Below are 25,841 nucleotides of genomic sequence, written 5' to 3'. Positions count from 1 at the left end.
CGTCCGGTACGTCCGGTGTGGATTCAGTCTGCGCGAAAATCGTTTGATAGTGAGCCCGCGCTCATCTAGCGTCCGGTCGCGTGACGGCGGGAACGAACAGGCGGCGCGCGAGCCGGATGGCGCCGGACGTGCGGCGCGCCGCGATCGTCACCGCCACGCTGCCCCTCGTCCTCGAGCACGGCGCCGGGATCAGCACACGGCAGATCGCCGAGGCCGCAGACGTCGCCGAGGGCACCCTCTTCCGGGTCTTCCCGGACAAGGACGCGCTGATGAACGCGGTGCTGAAGCGGGGGCTGGACCCCGAGAGCACCCTTCGTGCGATCGACGGGATCGATCGCTCCCTGCCGCTTCGGGACCGGCTCGAGGCCGCGGTGGAGATCCTCGCGGCCCGGCTGCGCGGCGTGATGGGGCTGCTGCACGCGATGGGCATCCACGGCCCACCCCCGCAGGACGAGCCGGGCCCCGGGTGCGAGCGCCCGTCGCCGGCCGCGCTCAACGACCGGTTCCGCGCCGCCGTCGTCGACCTCGTCGGGCCGGACCGGGAGCAGCTGCGCGTCCCCGCCGACGAGCTCGCCCACGCGACCCGGCTGCTCGTCTTCTCCTCGTCCCACCCGATGGTCAACGACGGGCGGGCGTTCTCCGCCCGGTCGATCGTGACGATCCTGCTCGACGGCCTGCTGGCCCGCCCCGAGACCTCGCCGAGCGCCCCCGAACCACGCCCCGAACCCTGTCACCGCCCCGACGACACCGCGACCGAGGTCCACCCATGTTGATCCGCCTGCTGCGGGAGTACCTGCAGCCCTACAGCCGGCCGTTGCTGATGGTCGTCGCCCTGCAGCTGGTGGGGACGATGGCCGCGCTCTACCTGCCCAGCCTCAACGCCGACATCATCGACCAGGGCATCGCGAAGGGGGACACCGGTTACATCCTGAGCACCGGGGGCTGGATGCTGCTGGTGACGCTCGTGCAGATCCTCTGCTCGATCGTCGCGGTCTACTTCGGCTCGCGGACGGGTATGGGCTTCGGCCGGGACGTCCGGGCCGCGGTGTTCCACCGGGTCGGCGAGTTCTCCGCGCGCGAGGTCAACCGGTTCGGCGCGCCGTCGCTGATCACCCGCACCACGAACGACGTGCAGCAGGTCCAGATGCTCGTGCTGATGTCCTGCACGATGCTCGTCGCCGCGCCGATCATGTGCGTCGGCGGCGTGATCATGGCGCTGCAGGAGGACCTCGGGCTGTCCTGGCTGGTGGCAGTGAGCGTGCCGGTGCTGGCGATCGCGATCGGCCTGGTGATCGCGCGGATGGTCCCGAAGTTCCGGCTCATGCAGGTCCGGATCGACGCGGTCAACCGGATCCTGCGCGAGCAGATCACGGGGATCCGGGTGGTCCGCGCCTTCGTCCGGGAGCCCGTCGAGACCGCGCGCTTCGACGTCGCGAACACCGAGGTCACCGAGGTCGCCACGGCCGCCGGGCGGCTGCAGGCGCTGATCTTCCCGATCGTCATGCTGGTGCTCAACGCGTCCAGCGTGGCCGTGCTCTGGTTCGGCGCGGCCCGCATCGAGGCGGGCCAGATGCAGATCGGGGCCCTCACCGCCTTCCTGGCCTACCTGCTGCAGATCCTGATGGCGGTCATGATGGCGACCTTCATGGCGATCATGATCCCGCGCGCCGCGGTCTGCGCGGAGCGGATCACCGAGGTCCTGGACACCGGGTCGTCCGTGTCGCCGCCGTCGAGCCCCGTCATGCCGGGCAGCCGGGAGGGCCGGCTCGTCTTCGACCACACGACCTTCCGGTACCCCGGTGCGGCCGCACCCGTCCTGCGGGACGTCAGCCTCACGGCGCTGCCGGGGCGGACCACGGCGATCATCGGCAGCACCGGGGCGGGCAAGACCACGCTGGTCTCGATGGTGCCCCGGCTGTTCGACGCCACCGGCGGCTCCGTCTCCGTCGACGGCGTCGACGTCCGCGAGCTCGACCCCGAGGAGCTCTGGCGGCGGATCGGCCTCGTCCCGCAGCGGCCGTACCTGTTCTCGGGGACCGTCGCCAGCAACCTCCGCTACGGCAACCCGGACGCGACCGACGACGAGCTGTGGGCCGCGCTGCGCATCGCCCAGGGCGAGGAGTTCGTCCGGGCGATGGCTCGCGACGACAACAACGGCGGCCTGGACTCGCCGATCTCCCAGGGCGGCACGAACGTCTCCGGCGGCCAGCGGCAGCGCCTGGCGATCGCTCGGGCCCTGGTCCGCGACCCCGAGATCTACCTGTTCGACGACTCGTTCTCCGCGCTCGACCTGACCACGGACGCCCGGCTGCGGGCGGCGCTGCGGCCGGTCACCGCGGACGCGACCGTGGTGATCGTCGCGCAGCGGGTGTCGACCATCCGGGACGCGGACCAGATCGTCGTGCTCGACGACGGGGCGGTCGTCGGCATCGGGCGGCACGAGCAGCTGCTCGAGACCTGCCCGACCTACGTCGAGATCGTCGAGTCCCAGCTCAGCGCGGAGGCCGTGGCGTGAGTACCACCACCGGAAAGCCCCGGCAGGACGCGGACACCGTCCAGGCCGCCCGCGGCATGGCGAACGCCCGCCGTGGCGGGGGACCGCCGTGGGCCGGTGCCGGGCAGCCGGCGGAGAAGGCGTCGACCTTCGGTCCCTCGGCGAAGCGGCTCGCCGGCCTGCTCGCGCCGGAGCGGCTCGGCGTGCTCGCCGTGATCGTCCTCGGCGTCGTCAGCGTGGCGCTCAACGTGGTCGGCCCGAAGATCCTCGGCCAGGCCACGGACCTGATCTTCGCCGGCATCATCGGCCGGCAGCTCCCGGCCGGGCTCACCGCGGAGCAGGCCGCCGCCGGGGCGCGGGCGTCGGGCAACGAGACGGTCGCCAACGTGATCGAGGCGCAGCACGTGGTCCCGGGCGTGGGGATCGACTTCCGCGCCCTCGGCCTGGTGCTGCTCGGCGTCATGGCGATCTACCTCGGCGCCGCGGTGTTCGGCTACCTTCAGGGCTACCTGCTCAACGGCATCGTGCAGCGGACGATCTTCACGATGCGCCGGGACGTCGAGGACAAGATCAACCGGCTGCCGCTGCGCTACTTCGACGGCCAGCAGCGCGGCGAGGTGCTCAGCCGCGTCACCAACGACATCGACAACGTCTCGCAGAGCCTGCAGCAGACCATGAGTCAGCTGCTCACGTCCGTGCTCACGGTCTTCGGCGTGCTGGCGATGATGTTCGTGGTCTCGCCGCTGCTGTCGCTGATCGCGCTGATCACGATCCCGGTGTCGCTGTGGCTGACCCAGGCCATCGCGAAGCGCTCGCAGAAGCAGTTCGTGGCGCAGTGGCGCAACACCGGCGCGCTGAACGGGCACATCGAGGAGGCGTTCACCGGGCACGAGCTGGTGCGGGTGTTCGGCCGGCGCTCGGAGGTGGAGCAGAGCTTCACGGAGAAGAACGAGAAGCTGTTCGACGCGAGCTTCCGCGCCCAGTTCATCTCCGGGATCATCATGCCGTCGATGATGTTCATCGGGAACCTGAACTACGTGCTGGTCGCGGTGATCGGCGGGCTGCGCGTGGCGTCGGGCTCGATGAGCCTCGGCGACGTCCAGGCGTTCATCCAGTACTCGCGCCAGTTCACCCAGCCGCTGACCCAGGCTGCGTCGATGGCGAACCTGCTGCAGTCCGGCGTCGCGTCCGCGGAGCGGGTGTTCGAGCTGCTGGACGCCGACGAGCAGCGCCCGGACCCGGCTGCGCCGCAGGTGCGGACCGAGCGCCGCGGGCGGGTGGCGTTCGAGCACGTCGCGTTCCGGTACCTGCCGGACACCCCGCTGATCGACGACCTGTCGCTCGTCGCGGAGCCGGGCCAGACCGTCGCCATCGTCGGCCCGACGGGGGCCGGCAAGACGACCCTGGTCAACCTGATCCTGCGGTTCTACGAGCTGGACGCCGGCCGGATCACCCTCGACGGCGTGGACATCGCCGCCATGACCCGGCGGGACCTGCGCTCCGGCATCGGGATGGTCCTGCAGGACACCTGGCTCTTCGGCGGCACCATCCGGGACAACATCGCCTATGGCAACCCGGACGCCACCGAGGAGCAGCTCCTCGCCGCCGCGCGGGCGACGTACGTGGACCGGTTCGTCCGCAGCCTCCCGGACGGCTACGACACCGTGATCGACGAGGAGGGCAGCAACGTCAGCGCGGGGGAGAAGCAGCTGATCACGATCGCGCGGGCGTTCCTCGCCGATCCGTCGCTGCTGATCCTCGACGAGGCCACCAGCTCCGTCGACACCCGCACCGAGGTGCTGGTCCAGCGGGCGATGGCCGCCCTGCGCACGGACCGCACCAGCTTCGTGATCGCCCACCGGCTCTCCACGATCCGGGACGCGAACCTGATCCTGGTCATGGAGTCCGGGCGGATCGTGGAGCAGGGCACGCACGAGGAGCTGCTGGCCGCACGCGGCGCGTACTACGCCCTCTACAACGCCCAGTTCGCGGGAGCGGTGGCGGACCCGGAGTAAGGGCCGTGGACGTCCTGCCGGGCCGGGCGCGGCGCGGCGGACTGGCCCCGGTGAAGATCGAGTGTGCGGCGCTGCTGGTCGACGTCGACGGGACCCTGGTCCACTCCGGGGCCGCGGTGGAACGCAGCTGGCGGCGCTGGTCCGCGGAGTACGGGGCCGACCCGGAGCGCGTGCTGGAGATGTGCCACGGCCGCCGCAGCGAGGACACGATCGCGGAGCTCGTCGGGCCCGCGGAGCGGCCGGCCGCGGTGGCGCTGCTGAAACGGCTGGAGCTCACCGACCTCGACGGCGTGGTCGCCTGCCCCGGGGCGGCGGAGCTGCTCGCCGCCCTCGACGGCCGGGACGCGCTGCCGTGGGCCCTGGTGACGTCCTGCGGCGTCGAGCTCGTCACCGCCCGGATGGCGGCCGCCGGCCTGCCCCTGCCCACGGTGATGATCACGGCCGAGCGGGTGCGGCACGGGAAGCCCGATCCCGAGTGCTACCGGCTCGGGGCGGAGGCGCTCGGGGTGCCGGCGGCGGACTGCGCCGTGCTGGAGGACGCGCCCGCCGGCGTCGCCTCCGGGCGGGCGGCAGGCGCCGCCGTCGTCGCGGTGACCACCACGTTCCCGGCCGGCGATCTCGGCGACGCGCACGCCGTGCTCGAGTCGCTGACGCAGGTGCGCCCGGAGCCCGACGGCCTCGTGCTCGCCGCGAGGCCCTGAGCCCTACCCCCGGCTGCGACCGTGACCCGACGGTGTGACGATGCGTCACACCCGCGACCCGGGTGGAACGCAGAAGGTGGAGGGACCACAGATGGCAGAGGCGGGAACCGCGCTCAGCTCCGGACTGAAGAACCGGCACGTCACCATGATCAGTATCGCGGGGGTGATCGGGGCCGGGCTGTTCGTCGGCTCCGGCACCGCGATCGCCTCGGCGGGGCCGGGCGTGATCATCGCCTACGCGTTCGCGGGGCTGCTCGTGATCCTGGTGATGCGGATGCTGGGGGAGATGGCGGCGGCGACACCGGACTCCGGGTCGTTCTCCACCTACGCGGACCGGGCCATCGGCCCGTGGGCAGGGTTCAGCGTCGGCTGGTTGTACTGGTGGTTCTGGGTGCTGGTGATCCCCGTCGAGGCGACGGCGGCCGCAACGATCCTGAACTCCTGGGTCACCTCGGTCCCGCAGTGGACCTGGGCGTTGATCATCACGGTCCTGCTCACGGTGACCAACCTGTTCAGCGTCGCGAACTACGGCGAGTTCGAGTTCTGGTTCGCGCTGCTCAAGGTGGTCGCGATCGTCGCGTTCATCGTGATCGGTGTGCTGGCGGTGCTCGGCGTCCTGCCCGGCAGCGACGTCAGCGGGGTCTCGCGGCTCTACGACCAGGGCGGCTTCCTGCCCCACGGCTTCGGCGCCGTGGTCGCCGCCGTGCTCGTCACGATGTTCAGCTTCATGGGCACCGAGATCGTGACGATCGCGGCGGCCGAGTCCGAGAACCCCGCGGAGAAGATCGGCAAGGCGACCCGCTCGGTGATCTGGCGGATCTCGGTGTTCTACCTGGCGTCGATCCTGCTCGTCGTCGCGCTGGTGCCGTGGAACAGCCCGGGGCTCGCCGAGAACGGCTCCTACCAGTCCGCGCTCGACGCCATCGGCATCCCCGGGGCGAAGGCGATCGTGGACATCGTGGTGCTCGTCGCGGTCGCGAGCTGCCTCAACTCGGCGCTCTACACGGCGTCGCGGATGATCTACTCGCTCGGCCGCCGCGGCCAGGCGCCGGCCGCCGTCATGCACACGACCCGGGAAGGGGTGCCGCGGATCGCCGTGCTCGCGTCGACGATCGTCGGGTTCCTCGCGGTGATCGCGAACTACGTCTTCCCGGAGGCGGTGTTCACGACGCTGCTCGCGACGTCCGGCGCGATCGCCCTGCTCGTCTACCTGGTGATCGCGGTGTCGCAGCTGCGGCTGCGGCGCAAGCTCGACGAGGACGGCAGCGCGATGCCGGTCCGGATGTGGGCCTACCCCGTCCTGACCTGGGCGGTGATCGTCGTGATCCCGTTGATGCTGGTCTACATGGCGCTGCGGGCCGGCTCGCGGTTCGACCTGATCATGACCGCGGTGATCGCCTTGGCGGTGGTGGCCGTGGGCGTCGTGGTCACCCGGCGCCAATCCTCGCGGGAAGTGTCCACATATGCAACAGTCACTACGCGACGCGACGCGCCATAGTCAAGTGATCCGTCGGCCCGTGGGGGTGCCCCCGCCCCGCGCCGGTCCGGCGTCCACCCGGACAGCGTGTCCACTCCACAACGACGAGGAGTCACATTCGTGAAGACCAAGGCCGCAGTCGTCTACGAGACCGGCAAGCCGATCGAGATCGAGGAGCTGGAGCTCGACGGCCCCAAGGCCGGCGAGGTGCTCATCCGCTACACCTACGCGGGTCTCTGCCACTCCGACGTGCACATCTCGCACGGCGACATGGAGGCCCGGCTCCCGATGGTGCTGGGCCACGAGGGCGCGGGGATCATCGAGGAGGTCGGCGAGGGGGTCACCCGCGTCGCCCCTGGTGACCACGTCGTCTGTTCCTTCATCCCGAACTGCGGCGTCTGCCGGTGGTGCGCCACCGGCCAGCAGGCCATCTGCGACATGGGCGCGACCATCCTCGAGGGCTACCTGCCCGGGGACCGCTGGCCGCTGAGCGGGCCCAAGGGCAAGTACGGCTCGATGTGCATGCTGGGCACCTTCAGCCAGTACAACACCATCCACCAGAACTCCGTGGTCAAGGTCGACGACGACCTGCCGCTGGACAAGGCCGTGCTGGTCGGCTGCGGTGTCCCGACCGGGTGGGGTTCCGCGGTCAACGCCGCGGACGTCCAGCCGGGCGAGACGGTCATCGTCTCCGGCATCGGCGGCATCGGCATCAACGCCGTACAGGGCGCCCGCTACGCCGGCGCGAAGAACCTCATCGCGATCGACCCGCTGCAGAACAAGCGGGAGAAGGCGATGGAGCTCGGCGCCACGCACGCCGTCGCCACCGCCGAGGAGGCCGGTGACCTGGCCCGCGCCATGACCAACGGCAACGGCGCGGACAAGACGATCGTCACCGCCGGCCTGGTGGTCGAGGAGATCGTCACCGGCGCGTTCAACGCCACCGGCAAGGGCGGCACCGTCGTCCTGACGGGTCTGAACCGGCTGGACATCAACAACGTCCAGCTCCCGGGCTCGATCATGACGCTGTTCAAGAAGACGGTGAAGGGCGCCCTGTTCGGCGACTGCAACCCGACCGTCGACATCCCGAAGATCCTCGGGCTCTACCAGTCCGGTGACCTCAAGCTCGACGAGCTGATCACCCGGACCTACACCCTCGAGCAGGTCAACGAGGGCTACGACGACCTGCTCAACGGGAAGAACATCCGCGGCGTGATGGTGCACGAGCACTAGCCACCACTCACCCCCGCACCGCCTCGGCCGGGCCGGACGCACCCGCGTCCGGTCCGGCCGTGTGCGTGTCGGGGAGCGGCGGTCACCAGGTCACGGGCAGGGTCTCCATGCCGTAGACGACGTGGAACGAGCGGAACCGCGCCTCGTCGGACGCCGGGGCGAGATCCGGGAACCGGCGCAGCAGCGCGGGGAAGGCGATCTGCATCTCCATCCGCGCCAGCGGCGCGCCGAGGCAGTGGTGCACGCCGTGCCCGAACGCGACGTGACCGATCGCGCCGCGGCGGACGTCGAGCCGGTCCGGGTCCTCGACGAGCCCGGGGTCCCGGTTGCCCGCGGGCAGGGCGCACAGGATCGTCTCGCCCTCCGGGATGACCTGCCCGGCGATCTCGACCTCGGTGGTCGTGGTCTTCGTCGTCCCGGAGTGGACGATGCTCAGCCAGCGCAGGAGCTCCTCCACCGCGGGCCCGACCGCCGCCGCGTCGTCCCGGACCAGCGCGAGCTGATCCGGATGGCGCAGCAGCGCGAGCGTGCCGAGACCCAGCATGTTCGACGTCGTCTCGTGCCCGGCGATCAGCAGCAGGCCGGCGATCCCGATCAGCTCGTCGGTGCTGACCTGGTCGCCGTGCTTGCGCACGAGCATCCCGAGCAGCTCCTCGCCCGGATCGGCCTGCGTGCGGGCGACGAGCTCGGCCATGTAGTCCCGGCTCTCCCGCTGGACCTCCATGCGCTCGTCCATCGGGAGGGACAGGTCGAGCAGCCGGCCCGTCCGCGCCTGGAAGCCCTCGCGATCCGAGTACGGCACGCCGAGCAGCTCGCAGATCACCAGCGACGGCACCGGCAGCGCGAAGTCCGCGACCAGGTCCGCGGGCGGTCCCGTGCGTTCCATCGCGTCGAGGTGCTCGTCCACGATCTCGCGGATACGCGGTTCGAGCCTGCGCATGCGGCGCAGGGTGAACTCCGGGGTGAGCATCTTCCGCAGCCGGGTGTGCTCGGGCGGGTCGAAGGCGAGCAGGTTGCCCGCGCGCAGCTCCGCGATCTCCTCCGCGCTCAGCTCCGGGGCGCCGGCCGGGCGGAAGACGAGCCGCCGGGCCGTGCTGAACCGGGCGGCGTCGCCGAGCACCTCCCGGATGTCGGCGAAGCGGGTGACCATCCAGGCGGGCCCGAATGTGGTGTCGACGCGCCGGACCCCTTCGGTCTCCCGCAGCGCGGCCACCTCCGGTACGGGGTCGAACTCGTCGCGCTGCATGTGGATCGGTGGTGCTGTCGTCCCGGTCATGGGACCTCCCGACGTCGGATGCGCTTCCGATAGCCGACTCTCACACAAGGTCGACGGGTGTGGCGGCGCCGGGCCTGAGAAGGCGCTGAAGGCCGGGGCGCCGGAGTCAGCCGACGACCTCCTCGGCCCCGAGGTGCCGCAGCAGGTTGGCGGTGAACCGGTCCCCGGTGCGCTGCAGCGTCGCGTTCATGACGGCGAGCACCGCCGGGGTGAGGAGCCGGGACAGCGGCAGCTCGACGTGCAGGGTCAGGCTGATCCCGAGGCGCGTCCCGCCCGGGGCGTCGGCGAGGGCGTACCAGCCCTCGGCGCCGGTGAACTCGGAGACGCCGGGGGGCGGCTCGTGCGTGTAGTCGATCCGCCGTCCCTCGTCGAACCGCATCCGCTCGGTGAACGTCGGCGTGATGCCGACGCCGAGCACGGCGAGGCGCATCATGTGCCAGCGCCAGATGTCGCCGTCGGCGTCGATGCTCCGCAGCAGCGGGGTCAGCTTAGGTAGGAGCACCGGATCGGTGAGGACCGCCCAGATCTTGCTGCGGTCGGCCGCGACGACGGCCTCGGACTCGTTGGTCGTCGAGAATCGGGTCACCGGGACCATGTTCCCGGTTTCGGCGGATCGCGCACATCCCTAGGGTTGTCCCGTGATCGCCGACGCCGCCGGATCCCCCACCGCCGGCTCATCCGTCGTCGCCGCGGAGGACCCCACCCGGTGCGAGGTGGCCGCAGCGCCGCGTCGTCGCGGCTGGTTCGGTGCATGGCGCGGCCGCAGCGGGGCGGATGAGGCGATGGCCGTCCTCGCCGTCGGCGGCACGATCGCCGAGGACCTGCGCGACGGGCTCCGCGGGGACCGCGCGGTGTCCGCGGCGCGGCGGCTGCGCGGCCTGCTGGAGGCGGACGCCGTGGGCCTCGCCGATCTCCGGGACCCGCCGGTCTGGTCCGGACGCCCGACCGGGGACTCCGCCGAGCTCGTCGCACACGTCCGGCGGGACGGGCACCGGGCAGGCCGGGCAGGGCACGTCCTCGCGCTCCCGCTGCAGGTCAGGGGCGAGCTGGCCGGCGTGCTCGTCGTCGTCGGGGACGTCCGGGCGGCGGCCGCGCGGCAGGCCGCGAGGTGGGTGGGGGAGGCGCTGGTCCGCGGGCGGCTCGAGTCGTCCGCCGGGGCGGCCGAGGCCGCGGAGCTGCGCGCCCTGCGCGCCGAGATCTCCCCGCACTTCGTCTACAACGCGCTGACGACGATCGGTGCGTTCGTCGGCTCGGACCCCGAGCGGGCGCGGGACCTCATCGGGGACTTCGCGGAGTACACCCGGCACAATCTCGCGCGGCGCGGTGAGTACACGACCGTCGCCGGGGAGTTCCTCGCGATCGAGGCCTATCTCGCGCTGGCCCGGGCCGTGCTCGGGGACCGGCTGCGAGTGCAGGTGCGGATCGCGCCGGAGGTGTTGCCGGTGGCCGTGCCGTTCCTGGCGCTGCAGCCGCTGGTGGAGAACGCGGTGCAACACGGCGTCGAACGGGTCGAGGGCGGAGGATCGGTGCAGGTGAGCGGCGAGGCCCAGGGCACGGACTGCGTGATCGCCGTCGAGGACGACGGGCCGGGGATGGATCCCGAGCTCGCCCGCGCGGTGCTGGCCGGGGCCGGGTCGGGCTCGGGCCTGGCGCTGGCGAACGTGGACCGGCGGCTGCGCGCGGTCTACGGGCCGCAGTACGGCCTGGTCATCGAGACGGCCGAGGGTGCCGGGACCCGGATCGTCGTGCGGGTGCCGCGGTTCCAGCCGGGGGTCGTGGCGTCATGAGCGCCGACGTGCTCCGTCCCGCGGAGGCGCCGTCGAACACCGCCGACGTGCTCCGTCCCGCGGAGGCGCCGTGAACCCTGCTGCCGTGAGGTTGCGCGTGCTGGCCGTCGACGACGTCGCTCCCGCCCTCGACGAGCTGTGCCGGCTGCTGTCCGCGGCCCCGTGCGTCCGCGAGGTGCACCGGGCGGGGGACGCGATGTCCGCGCTGCGGATCCTGCAGGGTGCGGAGCGGCTGGACGCGGTCTTCCTGGACATCTCGATGCCGGGCATGGACGGTCTCGAGCTGGCCTCGCTGCTGGCGCGGATGACGGACCCGCCCGAGATCGTCTTCGTCACGGCGTTCGAGGAGCACGCCGTGTCCGCGTACGGCGTCGGCGCGCTGGACTACCTGCTCAAACCCGTCTCGGCCGAGCGCCTGGACGCGGCGCTGGGCCGGGTGCGCCGGGTTGCGGCCCCGCCCGCCGGGGGCGCGGAGCCCGAGACGCGCGCCCTCGACGAGCTGGCGGCCGTGCCCGTCGAGCTCGCCGGGCGGACCCGCTGGGTGCGCCGGGACGACGTCCGGTTCGCCGAGGCCAACGGGGACTACGTGCGCCTGCACACCCGGGACGACGCGCATCTCGTCCGCATCCCGATCTCCCGGCTCGAGGAGCACTGGGGCGGGGTCGGGTACGTGCGGGTGCACCGCGGGTTCCTGCTCGCCGTCCGGGCGGTGCAGGAGCTGCGCAGCGACTCCGGTGGCGGCCTGCTCGCGCACACCGACGCCGGGGACGTCCCGGTGAGCCGCCGGCACGCCCGTCAGCTGCGGGACCTGCTCCTGGAGGCGGCCACCCGCGGCGAGCTGGGCGGGGCGGCCCGGTGAGTCGCCTGCGCCGGGTCACCGTGACGAGCCCGCAGACCGCCGTCGTCCTGACCGCCCGCCGGGGCGGCATCGCCGTGCCGCCGCCGCGGCTCACCGAGTCCGAGCGCGAGCGGGCCGAGCGGATCCGGCGCACGCAGCTGCGCTGGGCCGCGGTCTCCCTGTCCGGCGGCGCGGCGCTGCTGGTGGGGCTGCCCGGGCTGCTGCACGTCGCGCCGGTGCTGCTCGCGGTCCGGGTCGCGGACGTGCCGGTGGCGTGGCTCGCGGTCGCGGTGCTGCCGTACCCGTTCCTCGCCCTCCTGGCGTGGTGGCAGCTGCGGCGGGCAGAGCAGACCGAACGGTGATCGCGCTCGCCGCCCTGCCCGTCATCCTGGCGACGCTGCTGATCGGGGCCCGTGGGGTCGCGACCCTGCGCTCGACCTCGGACTTCCTCGTCGCCTCCCGGCGCATCTCGCCCACCCTCAACGCCGCGGCGGTCTCGGGGGAGTACCTCTCCGCGGCGTCGTTCCTCGGGGTCGCGGGCCTCGTCGTCAAGAACGGGGTGGGCGCGCTCTGGTACCCGGTCGGGTTCACCGCGGGCTACCTGCTCATGCTCGTGCTGGTGGCCGCGCCGATGCGCCGGACGGGCGCGCTGACCGTCCCGGACTTCGCCGAGGCCCGGCTGGGCTCGCCGCGGCTGCGCCGGTTCAGCGCGCTGGTGGTGCTGGTGATCGCCGGGCTCTACCTGGTCCCGCAGTTCACGGCGGCGGGGCAGGTGCTGACCGTCGTGGGCGGCACGCCGTACTGGGTCGGCGTCGTCGTGGCCGGGGCGTCCGTCGCCATCACCCTGGCGCTCGGCGGGATGCGCGCGGCGACGTACGTCCAGGCCTTCCAGTTCGTGCTCAAGCTCGTCCTGTTCATCGTCCCGGCGGTCTGGCTGCTGCTCGCCGTGGGCGCGGACACCCGCCGGGAGGCGCTGCACCCCGCCGAGTACAGCCGGTTCCCGGCGGCCACCGAGGTCCAGTTCCGGCTGGACACCCGGCTCGAGGTCGGCGAGCCGATCACGGTCCTGGCGGACGGCGTCCCCCGAACGCTGGGCCCGGGCGAGCACGTCGCGCCGGAGGACGGGCGCTGGGTCTTCCCGGCGGGCGGGCGGGTGCCGGAGATCCGCGGGGTGGCGCTGCCGGGCAGCGAACTGTGGCAGCGCCCGCTGCTCGACAACGGGTCCGGCCACCCGCTGCTCGCCACCTGGTCCGTGCTGGTGGCGACGGCGCTGGGCACCATGGGCCTGCCCCACGTCATCGTCCGCTTCCACACCAACCCGGACGGCCGCGCCGCCCGCCGCACGGCCGCGATCACCGTCGGCCTGCTCGGCACGTTCTACCTGTTCCCGGCGGTGTACGGGCTGCTCGGCGGGATCCTGCTGCCGGAGCTGTACCTCTCCGGCGCGACGGACACCGCGGTCGTCGCGCTGCCGAGCCGGGTCGACGGCGGCGTGGCCGGGACCGTCTTCACCGCGCTGCTCACCGCGGGGGCATTCGCGGCGTTCCTCGCGACGTCGCTGGGTCTGGTCCTCGCGCTGGCCGGCGCGGTGGCGCACGACCTGCTGCCCGGCGGGCTGCGCAGGCTGCGGGTGAGCGCGATCGTCGCGGCCGCCGTGGTCGTGCCGCTCGCGCTGCTCGCCGTCCGGATCGACGTGGGCGCGGTCGTGACGTCCGCGTTCGCCGTCGCGGCGTCGACGTTCTGCCCGCTGCTGGTGCTCGGGATCTGGTGGCGGCGGCTGACGCCCCGCGGGGCGTTCGTCGGGATGACCGTCGGGCTGCTCTCCTCCGCCGGGGTGATGGGGACGAGCCTGGTGCTGCGGCCGGAGCCGGGGCTGACCGCCCTGCTGCTGGGCCAGCCCGCGCTGTGGTCCGTGCCGCTGGCGTTCCTGACGATGGTCCTGGTGTCCCTGGCGGACGACCCGCCGCCGGGCGCGGAGTCCACCATGCTGCGCCTGCACCTCGACGAGACCCGCACGCCCTGACCGGAGCGTGATCCGGGCGACCGTCCGTCGTGGATCACGACCGTTCGTCGGCCGTTCGTCGTGCCGCCCTGCGGTGTGTCGTGCCTTACTTCCGCTCCGGAAGCGGGCGCCCTTTCCTGTGCTGTGCGAGTGATCCGACACGTGCAAGGAGGCAACGTGAGCACCACCGAGTCCCCGCCACCGTCCGGCCCGCCGTCAGGCGAGCGGACGGAGGCCCCTGATTGGGCAACGGTCCAGGCGAGCCCGGAGTTCCAGCAGCTGCGCAGCCGGCTCCGGAAGTTCGTCTTCCCGCTCACCGGCGCGTTCCTGGCCTGGTACCTGCTCTACGTCCTGCTGGCGAGCTACGCACCGTCGTTCATGGCGATCAAGCTGGTCGGCAACATCAACGTGGGCCTGGTCTTCGGATTGCTGCAGTTCGTCTCGACGTTCGCGATCACGACCTGGTACGTGAAGTGGGCCGACAAGCACTTCGACCCCGCGGCCACCGCGATCCGTGAGCAGATCGAGGGGACGAAGCGATGATCCTCGCGCAGACCCCGGGGGTCGAGGGCAGCAGCCCGATCCTGAACATCAGCATCTTCGGCGCGTTCGTCGTCATCACGCTCGGCATCGTCATCGCGGTCAGCAAGAAGGCCGGCAGCGGCGCGTCGGACTTCTACACCGCGGGCGGCGGGTTCACCGGCCCCCAGAACGGCATCGCGATCTCCGGCGACTACCTGTCCGCCGCCTCCTTCCTCGGCATCGCCGGGGCGATCGCGCTCTACGGCTACGACGGCTTCCTGTACTCGATCGGCTTCCTCGTCGCCTGGCTCGTGGCGCTCCTGCTGGTCGCGGAACTGCTGCGCAACACCGGCAAGTACACGATGGGCGACGTCCTGGCCTTCCGGATGCGGCAGCGTCCGGTCCGCGCCGCGGCCGCCACGTCGACGCTGGCCGTGTCGTTCTTCTACCTGCTCGCGCAGATGGCCGGCGCCGGTGGCCTCGTGGCGCTGCTGCTGGACATCAAGAGCAAGACCGGCCAGTCGATCGTCATCGCGATCGTCGGCGCGCTGATGATCGCCTACGTGCTGATCGGCGGCATGCGCGGCACGACCTGGGTGCAGATCATCAAGGCGGTGCTGCTGATCATCGGCGCCGCCGTCATGACGGTCTGGGTGCTCACCCTGTTCAAGTTCAACCTCTCCTCGGTGATGGGCAGCGCGGTCGAGCGCGCGGGCGCGACGGGGGAGAAGCTGCTCAGCCCCGGCGCCCAGTACGGCAAGTCCGGGCTGACGAAGCTGGACTTCGTCTCGCTCGGCCTCGCCCTCGTGCTCGGCACGGCTGGCCTACCGCACATCCTGATGCGCTTCTACACCGTGCCCACGGCCAAGGAGGCCCGCCGCTCGGTGGTCTGGGCGATCTGGCTGATTGGCCTGTTCTACCTGTTCACGCTGGTGCTGGGCTATGGCGCGGGGGCGCTGGTGGGTCCGGACGCGATCAAGAAGGCACCCGGCGCGGCCAACTCCGCCGCCCCGCTGCTGGCCTACGAGCTGGGTGGCACGGTGCTGCTGGGCCTGATCGCGGCCGTCGCGTTCGCGACGATCCTCGCGGTCGTCGCCGGCCTGACGATCACGGCGTCGGCGTCGTTCGCGCACGACATCTACATCAACGTGATCAAGCACGGCAACGTCCAGGACGAGCAGCAGACCGAGGTCAAGGTGGCCCGGCGGACCGCGGTGGTCATCGGGATCGTCGCCATCCTCGGCGGCATCCTGGCCAACGGGCAGAACATCGCGTTCCTCGTGGCGCTGGCGTTCGCGGTCGCGGCCTCGGCGAACCTGCCGACGATCCTCTACTCGCTGTTCTGGAAGCGCTTCAACACCCAGGGCGCGCTGTGGAGCATCTACGGCGGTCTCGGGATCACCCTGATCCTGATCATCTTCTCGCCGGTGGTGTCGGGCAAGCCGGTGGACCCGGCGACGGGCCGGAGCCCGTCGATGCTGCAGGGCGTGGACTTCCACTGGTTCCCGCTGGACAACCCCGGCCTGGTCTCGATCCCGCTGTCGTTTCTGCTCGGCTACCTCGGCACGGTGCTGTCGAAGGAGCGCGCGGACGAGGGAAAGTACGCGGAGATGGAGGTGCGCTCGCTGACCGGGGCGGGCGTGGAGGGGGTGTCCCACCACTGACCCGCTGAACCCCGGCGCGCGCCGGTCCCGGATCCCCGGGGCCGGCGCACTGCCGTTCAGGGGCGTGTGGCACCGGACCACGCGGGGCGGTCCCGCGCGGCGCGCCGGATCAGGACTCGGATTCGACGAGGCCCTGGCGGAGCTGCTCGAGGGTCCGGCTGAGCAGCCGGGAGACGTGCATCTGGGAGATCCCGATGCGGTCCGCGATCTGGGTCTGCGTCATCTCGCCGAAGAACCGCAGCAGCAGGATCGTCCGCTCGCGGTCGGGCAGCTGGGCCAGCAACGGCCGCAGCGCGTGCCGGTACTCGACGGTCTCCAGCTCCCCGTCGAGCTCGCCGAGGCGGTCCGCCAGCGAGGTGTCCGTCTCGGGGTCGCTGGCGTCCAGCGGGCCGGCGTGGTGGCTGTTCTTGGCGCCGAGCGCGTCGATGATCTCGCTGACGTCCGCCTTGAGGTGCTCGGCCAGCTCACTGGGCCGCGGCGCGCGGCCGAGGGACTGGGAGAGCGGGCCGGTGGCGCGGGTGATCGCGACGCTGAGCTCCTTGAGCCGCCGCGGGACCCGCGTGGACCAGGTGCGGTCCCGGAAGTAGCGCAGGATCTCGCCCCGGACGCACGGGATGAGATAGCCGAGGAAGTCGCCCTGGGCGCGGTCCGGGTCCCAGCGGTCGACGGCGTTGATCAGGCCGATCGTGCCGACCTGCACGAGGTCCTCGTTCGACGCCGGGTAGCCCGCGCCGTGCCGTTTGGCCAGGTTCTCCACGACCGGCAGGAAGGCGAGGATCAGCTCCTCGCGCAACTCCGCCCGTCGCGGGTCCCCCTCGTGGAGCGCCGCGTACCTGCGCAGGCGCGGCATCTGGTCCGCGTACTCGCTGTCCGGCCGTGTGACGGAGGTCGGTCCGGTGGACGTGGCGGCATCGCTGGGGACCAGCTGTGGTGCGGACATGACCCTCCCAGGAGACGTACAGGGAAGGGCGACTGGCTGCACCCACGGCGACCCGGGAACCCGGGGCTGTGGACGACGCTACCGCTGCGCGCCGCAGCGCGCAGGTCGGCGAGGCACGCCCGTCGCTCAACGGGTGGGCGCACCCTCCTCGACAAGCTTCGATCCGCGCTCGTAGTCGTCGTCCGCCTCGTGCGTCAGGACGCCGACGAGCACCCCTTCGGCGGAGTACCAGGCGGCGAACGCGCCGTTCCCGTGGTCGACGAACTCGACGTCGTCGAAACCGTCGCCCCAGGCCGCGTACTTCAGCGTGTGATCGCCCACGACGGACCAGAAGCCCGGGGCCTGCGCCCACGACGCGTCGGCCCCGGCGGCGGTCGCCCCTGCGATGCCACCCATCGTGTCCGCCTCGCCCCAGTGCTCGACGACGAGGTGCCGGTTCGCGAGCCCGTTGCGGGCGTACGCCACGTCACCCGCGGCGTACAGGCCCGGAACGCTGCTGCGCATGTGCTCGTCGACGACGACACGATCGTTCTCGATCTCCGCCTCGGTCGCGGCGGCGAGGGTGGACTGCGGGTCGATCCCGGCCGCCACGAGCACGAGGTCCCCGCGGACCGGTTCACGGCCGGAGATCCGGACCAGCTGCGCGTCCTCGATCGCCTCGACCTCGGCGCCGCCGACGAGGGTCACCCCCTCGTCCCTGAGCCAGCCGGCGATCCGCTCGCCGACGTCCGGGCCGAGCCGGGACTGCTGCGGGAGCTCCTGGGTGCTGACGACCGTGACGTCCAGGCCGCGCCGGGCCAGGGATGCCGCGGCCTCGCACCCGATGAACCCCGAGCCGGCGACGACCGCCGAGCGCACCGCCTCCGCCGCCGTCCGCAGCGTGCGGGCGCTGTCCAGGGTCCGCAGGTAGGCGACCCGGGGATCGTCGGCCCCCGGGACCGGCAGCGGTTTCGGTGCGGCACCGGTCGCCAGCACGCAGTGCTCGTAGGTGAGCTGGGCGCCGTCGGACAGCATGGCCGTCCGCTCGCCTGCGTCGAGCGCGGTGACCATGACGTTCAGCCGGGCCTCGATGTCCGCGTCCTCGTAGGCCGACTCCGGCTCGATCAAGAGGTCGGCCTCCTCCGTCTCGCCGCGCAGGTAGTCCTTCGACAGCGGCGGCCGGAAGTAGGGCAGGGTGTCGTCGTCCGAGACGAGGACGACCGTGCCCTCGCCCCCATGGTCGCGGTAGCCGGTCGCGGCGGCGAGCGCGGCGGGCCCGCCGCCGACGACCAGCAGGTCCGCGTGCTCCGGGACGCGGCCGGTGAGATCGGCCTGCTGCTCGTCGGAAGTCGTCATGTCGGTCGGGTACCCAGGATGCGCGCGGCCCAGTGCAGGGTGGGTCCGGTGCGGCTTCGGCCCGGTGCGGGTTCGGCTCAGCGCAGCTTCGGGAGGACCTGCTCCGACCAGCCCCGGAAGAAGCCCTCGTGGTCCTCGCCGACCTGCTGCACGTAGACCTCGTCCACGCCCGCGTCCACGTAGGCCTGCACCCGGGCGAGGTGCGCCTCCGGGTCGTCACCGCAGACGATGGCCTCCGCGACCTGCTCGCGGGGCACCAGGGTCATGGCGGCCGCGAAGTCCTGCGGGCGGGGGAGGGTCTGTGCGAGCTGGCCGGGCAGCACGTCGTTGGCCCACAGGCGGTGGGCGCGGTCCAGCGCGGCCTCGCGGTCGGCGTCCCAGCAGACCTTCATGCCCGCCTGGACCGGCTTGTCCCCGCCGCCGGACTCGCGGAAGGCCCGGACGAGGTCGGCGTCCGGCATGACGGTGCAGTAGCCGTCGCCGATCCGGCCGGCGAGCTTCGTCGCCTGCGGACCGAATCCGGAGACGTAGATCGGGACGGGCTGCTCGGGGCGCGTGTAGATCCGCGCCTCCTGCACCTCGTAGTACTCGCCGTGGTGGCTGACCTGCTCGCCGCGGTGCAGCAGCCGGATGACCTCCACGGCCTCCTCCAGCATCGCCAGCCGCACGCCCGGCGACGGCCACGGATCGCCCAGGATGTGCTCGTTGAGCGCCTCGCCGCTGCCGACGCCGAGGACGAACCTCCCGTCCAGCTGGACGGCGGCCGTCGCCGCGGCCTGGGCGATCACCGCGGGATGGATGCGGACGGTCGGGCAGGTCACGGCGGTCGTGACGGGCAGGGACACCGCCTCGGACAGCGCGCCGATCACCGACCAGACGAACGGGCTCTGGCCCTGCTCGTCGTTCCACGGGTGGAAGTGGTCGGAGATCCACAATCGCTCGAACCCGGCCCGCTCGGCCGCGCGCGCCTGCTCGACCAGCTCCTTGGGGCCGTACTGCTCGCAGGACAGGAAGTAACCGATGCTCGCCATGGGGAGGCCGTACCCGCTGCCCCGCCCGGAAATCCGGTCAGCGGGCGACGGCGTGCAGCAGCTCCGCGGAGATCGCCCCGTCGCCGAGCAGCCGGGTCAACCGCCGTTCCTGCTCCTGCGCCTGGGTGAAGCGGGGGCTGTCGCCGCGGGCGGCCTCGATCGCCGCCTCGACGCGGTCCGCCCGGTCCTTCCAGTCCCGGTCCGGGGCGGGGAGGTCACGCAGGCCGATCCGGTCGGCGACGGCGAACCCGGCCGCGTCCAGGAGCTCGTCCAGCTCGGCGTCGGTGGGGAAGTGGTTGCCGGACGGGGGATCGGGCGGGTCCGGGACCTGCGCGACGAGCACGAAGATCCCGAGCGACGCCCCGGCGGGCAGGAGGCGGCGCAGCTCCGCCAGCACCGCCGCCTTCGCGTCGACGGTGCAGAGCACGCCCAGGCACCACGCGACCTCGGCCCAGTCCGGGCGGACCGGCACCCGGTCCCCGGACCCGACGACGGCGGCGCGGCCCAGCATCGCCGTCGCGGCGCTCCATCGCCGAGTCCTCCTGCTGCGACCCGAGCGTCATGCCGACCCGCCGATCAGCTCCCGGCCCACCGCCGCCTTGATCTCCGCGCCCGCCGCCGGACCGTGCGAGCTGCCGAGCCCGGACAGGTTCACGCCGACGACGCCGTCGAGCGCCAGGAGCCCGCGGGCCTCCGCGACCGCCTCCGCGATCCCGGCCGCCACGGGGTCCGGCGCGCCGAGGACGGCCGCGACCCGGTCCTCGTCGAGATGCAGGCCGGGGAAGTTCTGCAGCACGGCCGCGGAGTGCGGGTCGGTGTAGACCGCGACCCCCGCCACCAGCGGGATCGTCACCCCCGCCGCGCGGGCGGCGGACACGAACTGCGCCATGCGGGTGGCGGAGTCCACGTGGTTGAGGATGGCGAACTGTGCTCCCGCCCGTTGCTTCTCCCGCAGCCGGCCGGGGCGCAGTCGTTGCGGGGGAGCCTCCGGCGCCTCCGGGACGGCGACCGGCAGGCCCGCCGCGGCGGCCATCGCGGCGAGCTGGGTGCCGTCGACGTCGAACACCTGGGTGACCTCCGGCCGCACCCCGGGCGCCCGGCCGTCGCCGGTCGCACAGAGCACCCCGGCCGCTCGGGCGGTGACGAGCCCGGCGAGCTCCTGCTCCAGGACGACCCGGTTGCGGTCCCGGCAGGTCAGCGTGATCCACGGTGCGCCGCCCGACTCCCGGACCAGCGCCGTCATCAGGGCCGGGGGGAAGTCCGGCCGGCCCTGGTGCTCGCCGACCAGCAGCCCGTCGCAGGAGCCCACGAGGGTCCCGACGACCGAGGTGAGGCCCCTCTCGTCGAAGGGCGGGATCGTCAGGTCCGTGAGGACGACCGGGCGGGTCGCGGCGAGGGTGAGCAGCGGGGGCTCGGGACGGTCGCGGGGATCGGGGCCGGACCAGGGCACCGGCTCGTCCCGCACGGTGAACGGGCACCGGGCCGGCACGATCTCGCAGGCCAGGTCGTCCCGGACTCCGCCGCACGGTCCGTAATGCATTCGTTTGGGGCACAACACTTCCCGCGTGGCGAGCGCCACCGGCCACCTCCGATCGGGTTCGCTCGGGGTTCCCCCACGGCCTTCGGGGTAACCCCCCACGGGGCGCGGACCGGGAGCGGCGTGCCTCCCGGTACCGGTGCATAGCGAGAAGGGCTGCCGGGTAGGCGGTGGCGACCGCAGACCCCGTCGCAGCTGGAGGAGTCCCATGGCGACAGTCGCCTCGACGCTCGTGACCGCCCTCGCCGAGCACGGTGTCCGCACCGTGTGGGGCGTGGTCGGCGACGCGCTGAACCCCGTCACGAACGCGATCCGCACCGAGGACCGCATGGAGTGGGTGGGCGTGCGGCACGAGGAGGCGGGCGCGTTCGCCGCGGGGGCGCAGGCGCAGCTCACCGGCACCCTCGGCGTCTGCATGGGCACCGTCGGCCCCGGCTCGGTTCACCTCCTCAACGGCCTCTACGACGCGAAGAAGTCGCACGCGCCCGTCCTGGCGATCTGCGGGCAGGTCCCGCTCGCCGAGGTGGGCAGCAACTATTTCCAGGAGGTCGACAACGACCGCCTGTTCAGCGACGTGGCGGTCTTCTCGCGCACGATCACCAGCCCTGAGCAGCTGCCCTACCTGCTGGAGATGGCCGTGAACTCGGCCAACCAGCAGCGCGGCGTCGCGGTGCTGACGCTGCCCGGGGACCTCGGCGAGCAGGAGGTGCCGGACGGACGGGTGCCGCGCTTCGTCGACCACCATCCGGCGACCGCGCCGGCGCCGGACCTCCTGCGCCGGGCGGCCGACCTGATCGACGCCGCGGACCGGGTGACCCTGCTCGTCGGCCAGGGGGCCCGGGAGGCGCGGGACGAGGTTCTCGCGATGGCCGACGGCCTCGCCGCCCCGATGGTGCTCACCCTGAAGGCGAAGGAGGGCCTGGAGCGGGACAACCCCTACCAGGTCGGGCAGTCCGGGCTGATCGGCAACCCGGCCGCCCAGCAGGCGTTCGACGACTGCGACCTGCTCCTCATGGTCGGCACGGACTTCCCCTACCGCGAGTGGTACCCGGAGGGGAAGACGGTTGTGCAGATCGACGCGCACGGCGAGCACATCGGCCGCCGCACGCACGTCGACCTGGGGCTGGTCGGGGACGCGGGCGCGACGCTCACCGCGCTGAAGCCGATGCTGGCCACGCGGGACCGCAGTCGCAGGCACCTGGAATCCTGCCGTGGCCACTGGGAGCGGTGGACCGAGCGGCAGTCGCACCTCGCGGACCCGCGGTACGACCACGAGAAGCTGGGCCGGATCCGGCGCGTCTTCGACAACCCGGACCACGCCATCCGCCCCGAGCAGCTGGCCGCGAGCCTGGACCGGCACATGGCGGCCGACGCCGTGATCACCTCGGACACCGGTATGGCGACGGTCTGGCTGTCCCGGTTCGTGACGATGTCCGGCACGCGACGCCTGTTGGGCTCCTACAACCTGGGCTCGATGGCAAACGCGATGCCGCAGGCCCTCGGCGCGGCCGCGCTGGATCGCAACCGGCAGGTCGTCGCGTTCTGCGGGGACGGCGGGCTGACGATGCTGCTGGGGGACATCCTCACCGCCGTGGCCTACGCGCTGCCGGTCAAATTGGTGGTGTTCGACAACTCCCGACTCGGGATGGTCAAGCTCGAGCAGGAGCAGGCCGGGCTGCCGGAGCACGGCACCGTGCTGGAGAACCCGGACCTGGGCGCCGTCGGCCGGGCGTGCGGGCTGCACGGGGTACGCGTGGAGAAGGCGGACGAGCTCGACGCCGCCGTGCAGGAGGCCCTCGCGCACGACGGCCCTGTGCTGCTGGACGTCGTCACCAACCCGGAGGAGATCGCGGTACCGCCCAAGACGTCCGTGTCCCAGGCGTGGGGTTTCGCCGTCGCGAAGCTCACCGAGACCGTGAAGTCGGCGGGAGACTCCTGATGGCCGCGGACACGGCGATCTTCGACGTCGACGGCACCCTCGTCGACACGAACTACCACCACGCGCTGGCCTGGTTCCGCGCCTTCCGCCGCTACGACGTGACGCTGCCCGTCTGGCGGCTGCACCGGGCGATCGGGATGGGCGGGGACCAGCTCGTCGCGGCCGTCGCGGGGAAGCGGCTGGAGGAGGAGCACGGCGATGGTCTCCGCGCGGCGTGGGCCGAGGAGTTCCAGCCGCTGCTGAAGGAGGTCCAGCCGTTCGAGGGCGTGCGGGAGCTGCTGACGGAAGTCCGGGAGCGCGGCTTCACGGTGGTGCTGGCGAGCTCCGGGAAACCGGACCATGTGGACGCCTACCTGGACCTCTTCGGTGGCCGAGAGCTGTGCGAGGCCTGGACGACGAGCGAGGACGTCGAGCGGACGAAGCCGGCGCCGGACCTGCTCGTCGTCGCGTTGGAGAAGGTCGGCGGGCGGTCCGCCGTCGTCGTCGGGGACTCGGTGTGGGACTTCGAGGCCGCGGGGCGCGCCGGGTACCCCGGGTACGCGATCCGGACCGGCGGGTTCTCGGTGGAGGAGCTGAAGGAGTCCGGCGCGAAGGAGGTCTTCGACTCCCTCCCGCAGCTCCGCGAGCAGCTGGACCGCACGGAGCTGGCCGGGACCTGACCGGGTGGGTCAGAGGCCCAGGACGCGCAGGGCGTCCGCGTGCCGGGCCAGGCCCGCGGCGATCCAGGCGGGGTGCTCGCGGTACCAGGCGAGCTGCGCCTCGCGGACGGCCTCCTCGACGACGGTACGGCCGTCGACCGTCCAGTGCGGACGTTCCGGGGCGTCCAGGTCGAGCGCGGCGAGGACCGGCGCCGTCAGGGGCGACCGGATCCCGCCGAGCAGGGTCCGGCCGGGATCCGGGGCGTCGGCCGGCCAGCCCGCGGCCTCCTGGAGCCGCCGGGCGAGCGCGACGAGTACCGGGTTCCCGGGATGGTCGAGCGTGTGCGCCGCCGCGGCTCCGAGCCCGACGAGCAGGTCGGACACCCCGACGTCGGCGTCGCAGCGCTCGCGGTGCGCCAGCTGCGAGACCGACAGCGCGGTCGCCTCGCGCAGCGCCGCCCCGTCCGCCGGTTCCTTCGGGGCGGGCCGCCCCGCGGCCATCGCCAGGGTGCGCAGGTCGTGGTACGGCACGGCGGGCGGGACGAGCGAGCGGTCCGCCGTGTGCCGCACGATCGCGGACCACGGGTGCAGTCCCGCGTAGCGGATCACCGGCCAGCGCAGTACCTGCGCGTCCGCCGGTAGCAGGGCGGCGAGCTGGCGCGTGCCCAGCGGCAGGTCGCGGTGGTCGTCGCGCACCGGCTGGCTCAGCAGCAGCCGCGTCCGGGCGAGCAGGGCGTGCAGGGCCGGCAGGTCGGCCGCCGTGAGCTCGTGCACCGGCGGCATCCGGACGGTGCGGTGGGGGAACGTCGGTGACCCGGCGAGCACGACCCGCAGGGACTCGGCCTGGCAGTCTCCGTGCACCAGCGCGACCGGCCCGTCGGCGGGGTCGTAGAAGTCCGCGTAGTCAGCTCGACGCCCCGGATCCATCCGGACATGGTGTCCGGATCCGCGGCCCTGCGCTCGCCGACCCGCGGGGGTCGCACCGGGACGGAACGGGGGAGCCCGTACCGAGATCACCTCCGAACCGGGAGAGCCGGGGAGGCCGCGCCGGTCGGAAGGGGGGCTTTCACCGACCGGCGCGACCTGATCGTGTGCGGCATTCACCGCGGACGTCGATTCGGGCACGCGAATCGCGCATTCCCGTCCGACATGATCGGCGACCTTCGGCGATATCGCGGCCGCCTTTCCACCCCGCTCCGTGCCGGGCACCGGTTGCGGCACGGCGACCGGGGTGTCTATGGAGAAAAGGCTACACGCGTCGAATAGGGGGCCGCGAATGTCCGGAATTCTCATCGCCACGGAGATCACCGATGAGCGCCGGCGCGGCGGGGCTCACCCCTGTAACGGAGTGAGGCGACCGGTCCCGGGTGCAGGGGCGCGCCGATGTGGGTAGCCCTGGTCAGGACGGCGTCGGTGGAGGCGAGGACGATGGCCAGGGCGATCTGGACGGGCTCGATCAGCTTCGGGCTGGTGTCGATCCCCGTGGGCGTGTACAGCGCGACCGAGGACCACACGGTCCATTTCCACCAGTTCGAGCGCGGCACCGCGGACCGGGTGCGCAACCAGCGCGTCAACGAACGGACCGGCGACGAGGTCGAGTACGGCGACATCGTCAAGGGCGCGGACGTCGGGGACGGCAAGCACGTCGTCGTCGAACCGGACGAGCTCGAGGCCATCGCCCCCGGACGGTCCCGGAACCTGGAGATCTCGGAGTTCGTCGACCTCGACGAGATCGACCCGATCTACTACCAGCGCACCTACTGGCTCGCGCCGACCGGCGAGGAGTACCACCGGCCCTACGCGCTGCTGCTGCAGGCCCTGTCGGACAGCAACCGGGCCGCGGTCGGCACGTTCGTGATGCGCGGCAAGGAGTACCTCGCCGCGATCCGGCCGGACCGGGACGTCCTCGCGCTGGAGACGCTCTACTTCGCGGACGAGATCCGCGACCCGCACGAGGAGCTGGATCTGCCGTCCCCGCGCGAGGTGCGGAAGGACGACAAGGAGCTCGCGATGGCGATGCGGCTGATCGACGCGATGAGCGGGCCGTGGAAGCCGGAGCAGTACCACGACTCCTACCGCGAGCGCGTCGAGAAGCTGATCGAGGACAAGCGCGAGGGCCGGGAGATCGTCAGCGAGGCGGAGCCGCCGGACCCGACGGACATGACGGACCTGCTCGCCGCGCTTCAGCGCAGCGTGGAGGCGGCCCGCGGGAAGGGCGGTTCCGGCTCGGAGCAGGCCGGCGCCGAGGAGAAGTCCGGCTCGAAGAAGGCGGGGAAGGAGAAGAAGGGGGAGAAGGACCTCGGGTCCGCGACGAAGTCCGAGCTCCTCGAGCGGGCCCGCGAGCTCGACGTCAGCGGCCGCTCGTCGATGTCGAAGGAGCAGCTCGCGGACGCCGTCCGGAAGGCCTCCTAG

At 72.5% G+C, this 25,841-nt stretch carries 23 protein-coding genes; 15 read left to right on the top strand and 8 right to left on the bottom strand.

Annotated elements, in window-relative coordinates; all coding sequences use genetic code 11:
- Positions 1-80: 80 nt before the first annotated feature.
- The 6 genes from JWP64_RS17180 (at position 81) to JWP64_RS17155 (ending at position 7,920) form a co-directional block, all read left to right on the top strand.
- Entirely contained in the window at positions 81-773 is a 693-nt protein-coding gene (locus tag JWP64_RS17180) for a TetR/AcrR family transcriptional regulator (protein ID WP_297498029.1), read from the top strand.
- Positions 767-2,515 (top strand): ABC transporter ATP-binding protein, encoded by a 1,749-nt coding sequence (locus JWP64_RS17175; RefSeq protein WP_297498025.1) that lies wholly within the window; start codon positions 767-769, stop codon positions 2,513-2,515. Before JWP64_RS17180 ends, JWP64_RS17175 begins: the two co-directional genes overlap by 7 nt.
- A gap of 56 nt (positions 2,516-2,571) precedes the next feature.
- Entirely contained in the window at positions 2,572-4,509 is a 1,938-nt protein-coding gene (locus tag JWP64_RS17170; protein WP_297498149.1) for an ABC transporter ATP-binding protein, read from the top strand.
- Positions 4,510-4,514: 5 nt separating this feature from the next.
- A complete protein-coding gene (locus tag JWP64_RS17165; RefSeq protein ID WP_297498022.1) occupies positions 4,515-5,210 on the top strand; it encodes an HAD-IA family hydrolase in 696 nt (231 codons plus the stop codon).
- 91 nt (positions 5,211-5,301) lie between these two features.
- On the top strand, positions 5,302-6,708 hold the full coding sequence (gabP, locus tag JWP64_RS17160; RefSeq protein ID WP_297498019.1) for a GABA permease: 1,407 nt from the start codon (positions 5,302-5,304) through the stop codon (positions 6,706-6,708).
- Between the two features lie 99 nt (positions 6,709-6,807).
- On the top strand, positions 6,808-7,920 hold the full coding sequence (locus tag JWP64_RS17155; protein WP_297498016.1) for an NDMA-dependent alcohol dehydrogenase: 1,113 nt from the start codon (positions 6,808-6,810) through the stop codon (positions 7,918-7,920).
- Positions 7,921-8,002: 82 nt separating this feature from the next.
- Here JWP64_RS17155 and JWP64_RS17150 read toward each other — a convergent pair whose 3' ends face one another.
- Together JWP64_RS17150 and JWP64_RS17145 are read right to left on the bottom strand one after the other, a co-directional pair.
- Positions 8,003-9,196: a cytochrome P450 gene (locus tag JWP64_RS17150; protein ID WP_297498014.1), complete on the bottom strand. Its 1,194-nt coding sequence runs from the start codon at positions 9,194-9,196 to the stop codon at positions 8,003-8,005.
- Positions 9,197-9,302: 106 nt separating this feature from the next.
- Positions 9,303-9,782 carry an SRPBCC family protein gene (locus tag JWP64_RS17145; protein WP_297498011.1) on the bottom strand — a complete coding sequence of 160 codons (480 nt, stop codon included), beginning with the start codon at positions 9,780-9,782 and terminating at the stop codon, positions 9,303-9,305.
- A gap of 196 nt (positions 9,783-9,978) precedes the next feature.
- On the opposite strand from JWP64_RS17145, the gene JWP64_RS17140 reads away from it, so the two are divergent.
- The 6 genes from JWP64_RS17140 (at position 9,979) to JWP64_RS17115 (ending at position 16,009) form a co-directional block, all read left to right on the top strand.
- Complete coding sequence (locus JWP64_RS17140; RefSeq protein ID WP_297498146.1) at positions 9,979-10,983, top strand: histidine kinase; 1,005 nt, start codon at positions 9,979-9,981, stop codon at positions 10,981-10,983.
- A 70-nt stretch (positions 10,984-11,053) separates the two neighbouring features.
- A complete protein-coding gene (locus tag JWP64_RS17135; RefSeq protein WP_297498009.1) occupies positions 11,054-11,842 on the top strand; it encodes a LytTR family DNA-binding domain-containing protein in 789 nt (262 codons plus the stop codon).
- The gene (locus JWP64_RS17130; protein ID WP_297498007.1) at positions 11,839-12,183 is read left to right on the top strand and encodes a hypothetical protein; all 345 of its coding nucleotides are present in this window, start codon (positions 11,839-11,841) and stop codon (positions 12,181-12,183) included. Before JWP64_RS17135 ends, JWP64_RS17130 begins: the two co-directional genes overlap by 4 nt.
- Positions 12,180-13,844 (top strand): cation acetate symporter, encoded by a 1,665-nt coding sequence (locus JWP64_RS17125; protein ID WP_297498005.1) that lies wholly within the window; start codon positions 12,180-12,182, stop codon positions 13,842-13,844. The genes JWP64_RS17130 and JWP64_RS17125 overlap by 4 nt, the downstream gene beginning before the upstream one ends.
- 156 nt (positions 13,845-14,000) lie before the next feature.
- Positions 14,001-14,366, top strand: coding sequence for a DUF485 domain-containing protein (locus tag JWP64_RS17120; protein WP_297498002.1), 366 nt, complete (start codon positions 14,001-14,003; stop codon positions 14,364-14,366).
- The gene (locus JWP64_RS17115; RefSeq protein WP_297498000.1) at positions 14,363-16,009 is read left to right on the top strand and encodes a cation acetate symporter; all 1,647 of its coding nucleotides are present in this window, start codon (positions 14,363-14,365) and stop codon (positions 16,007-16,009) included. The genes JWP64_RS17120 and JWP64_RS17115 overlap by 4 nt, the downstream gene beginning before the upstream one ends.
- A 109-nt stretch (positions 16,010-16,118) precedes the next feature.
- Here the strand turns inward: JWP64_RS17115 and JWP64_RS17110 are convergent, their stop codons facing one another.
- The 5 genes from JWP64_RS17110 to JWP64_RS17090 form a co-directional block, all read right to left on the bottom strand.
- Complete coding sequence (locus JWP64_RS17110; RefSeq protein WP_297497996.1) at positions 16,119-16,949, bottom strand: SigB/SigF/SigG family RNA polymerase sigma factor; 831 nt, start codon at positions 16,947-16,949, stop codon at positions 16,119-16,121.
- Positions 16,950-17,075: 126 nt separating this feature from the next.
- Positions 17,076-18,284, bottom strand: a complete 1,209-nt coding sequence (locus JWP64_RS17105) for an NAD(P)/FAD-dependent oxidoreductase (protein WP_297497993.1) — start codon at positions 18,282-18,284, stop codon at positions 17,076-17,078.
- A 77-nt stretch (positions 18,285-18,361) separates the two neighbouring features.
- Positions 18,362-19,315: an LLM class F420-dependent oxidoreductase gene (locus tag JWP64_RS17100; protein ID WP_297497990.1), complete on the bottom strand. Its 954-nt coding sequence runs from the start codon at positions 19,313-19,315 to the stop codon at positions 18,362-18,364.
- Positions 19,316-19,352: 37 nt separating this feature from the next.
- Positions 19,353-19,826 carry a hypothetical protein gene (locus JWP64_RS17095; protein WP_297497987.1) on the bottom strand — a complete coding sequence of 158 codons (474 nt, stop codon included), beginning with the start codon at positions 19,824-19,826 and terminating at the stop codon, positions 19,353-19,355.
- Between the two features lie 48 nt (positions 19,827-19,874).
- Entirely contained in the window at positions 19,875-20,855 is a 981-nt protein-coding gene (locus tag JWP64_RS17090; RefSeq protein ID WP_297497984.1) for a methylenetetrahydrofolate reductase, read from the bottom strand.
- A 205-nt stretch (positions 20,856-21,060) separates the two neighbouring features.
- Between JWP64_RS17090 and JWP64_RS17085 the strand changes: the two genes are divergently transcribed.
- Positions 21,061-22,791 (top strand): thiamine pyrophosphate-dependent enzyme, encoded by a 1,731-nt coding sequence (locus JWP64_RS17085; RefSeq protein ID WP_297497981.1) that lies wholly within the window; start codon positions 21,061-21,063, stop codon positions 22,789-22,791.
- On the top strand, positions 22,791-23,450 hold the full coding sequence (locus JWP64_RS17080; RefSeq protein ID WP_297497978.1) for an HAD family hydrolase: 660 nt from the start codon (positions 22,791-22,793) through the stop codon (positions 23,448-23,450). The genes JWP64_RS17085 and JWP64_RS17080 overlap by 1 nt, the downstream gene beginning before the upstream one ends.
- A gap of 9 nt (positions 23,451-23,459) precedes the next feature.
- Here the strand turns inward: JWP64_RS17080 and JWP64_RS17075 are convergent, their stop codons facing one another.
- Entirely contained in the window at positions 23,460-24,356 is an 897-nt protein-coding gene (locus JWP64_RS17075) for a WcbI family polysaccharide biosynthesis putative acetyltransferase (RefSeq protein WP_297497975.1), read from the bottom strand.
- 501 nt (positions 24,357-24,857) lie between these two features.
- Here JWP64_RS17075 and JWP64_RS17070 point away from each other — a divergent pair.
- Positions 24,858-25,841 carry a Ku protein gene (locus tag JWP64_RS17070; RefSeq protein WP_297497973.1) on the top strand — a complete coding sequence of 328 codons (984 nt, stop codon included), beginning with the start codon at positions 24,858-24,860 and terminating at the stop codon, positions 25,839-25,841.

This window comes from Pseudonocardia sp., assembly GCF_025465255.1.
In the GTDB taxonomy this organism is placed as follows: domain Bacteria; phylum Actinomycetota; class Actinomycetes; order Mycobacteriales; family Pseudonocardiaceae; genus Pseudonocardia.
The sequence above is the reverse complement of the archived record's forward strand: the minus strand, read 5'-3'. Positions and strand labels throughout refer to the sequence as shown.

Bases quoted from the DNA above. Each gene is read 5' to 3' on its own strand.
- JWP64_RS17175 (WP_297498025.1), top strand. From the start codon at position 767: ATGTTGATCCGCCTGCTGCGGGAGTACCTGCAGCCCTACAGCCGGCCG.
- JWP64_RS17170 (WP_297498149.1), top strand. From the start codon at position 2,572: ATGGCGAACGCCCGCCGTGGCGGGGGACCGCCGTGGGCCGGTGCCGGG.
- gabP (WP_297498019.1), top strand. From the start codon at position 5,302: ATGGCAGAGGCGGGAACCGCGCTCAGCTCCGGACTGAAGAACCGGCAC.
- JWP64_RS17150 (WP_297498014.1), bottom strand. From the start codon at position 9,196: ATGACCGGGACGACAGCACCACCGATCCACATGCAGCGCGACGAGTTC.
- JWP64_RS17140 (WP_297498146.1), top strand. From the start codon at position 9,979: ATGGCCGTCCTCGCCGTCGGCGGCACGATCGCCGAGGACCTGCGCGAC.
- JWP64_RS17115 (WP_297498000.1), top strand. From the start codon at position 14,363: ATGATCCTCGCGCAGACCCCGGGGGTCGAGGGCAGCAGCCCGATCCTG.
- JWP64_RS17110 (WP_297497996.1), bottom strand. From the start codon at position 16,949: ATGTCCGCACCACAGCTGGTCCCCAGCGATGCCGCCACGTCCACCGGA.
- JWP64_RS17105 (WP_297497993.1), bottom strand. From the start codon at position 18,284: ATGACGACTTCCGACGAGCAGCAGGCCGATCTCACCGGCCGCGTCCCG.
- JWP64_RS17100 (WP_297497990.1), bottom strand. From the start codon at position 19,315: ATGGCGAGCATCGGTTACTTCCTGTCCTGCGAGCAGTACGGCCCCAAG.
- JWP64_RS17095 (WP_297497987.1), bottom strand. From the start codon at position 19,826: ATGCTGGGCCGCGCCGCCGTCGTCGGGTCCGGGGACCGGGTGCCGGTC.
- JWP64_RS17090 (WP_297497984.1), bottom strand. From the start codon at position 20,855: ATGCATTACGGACCGTGCGGCGGAGTCCGGGACGACCTGGCCTGCGAG.
- JWP64_RS17085 (WP_297497981.1), top strand. From the start codon at position 21,061: ATGGCGACAGTCGCCTCGACGCTCGTGACCGCCCTCGCCGAGCACGGT.
- JWP64_RS17080 (WP_297497978.1), top strand. From the start codon at position 22,791: ATGGCCGCGGACACGGCGATCTTCGACGTCGACGGCACCCTCGTCGAC.
- JWP64_RS17075 (WP_297497975.1), bottom strand. From the start codon at position 24,356: ATGGATCCGGGGCGTCGAGCTGACTACGCGGACTTCTACGACCCCGCC.
- JWP64_RS17070 (WP_297497973.1), top strand. From the start codon at position 24,858: ATGGCCAGGGCGATCTGGACGGGCTCGATCAGCTTCGGGCTGGTGTCG.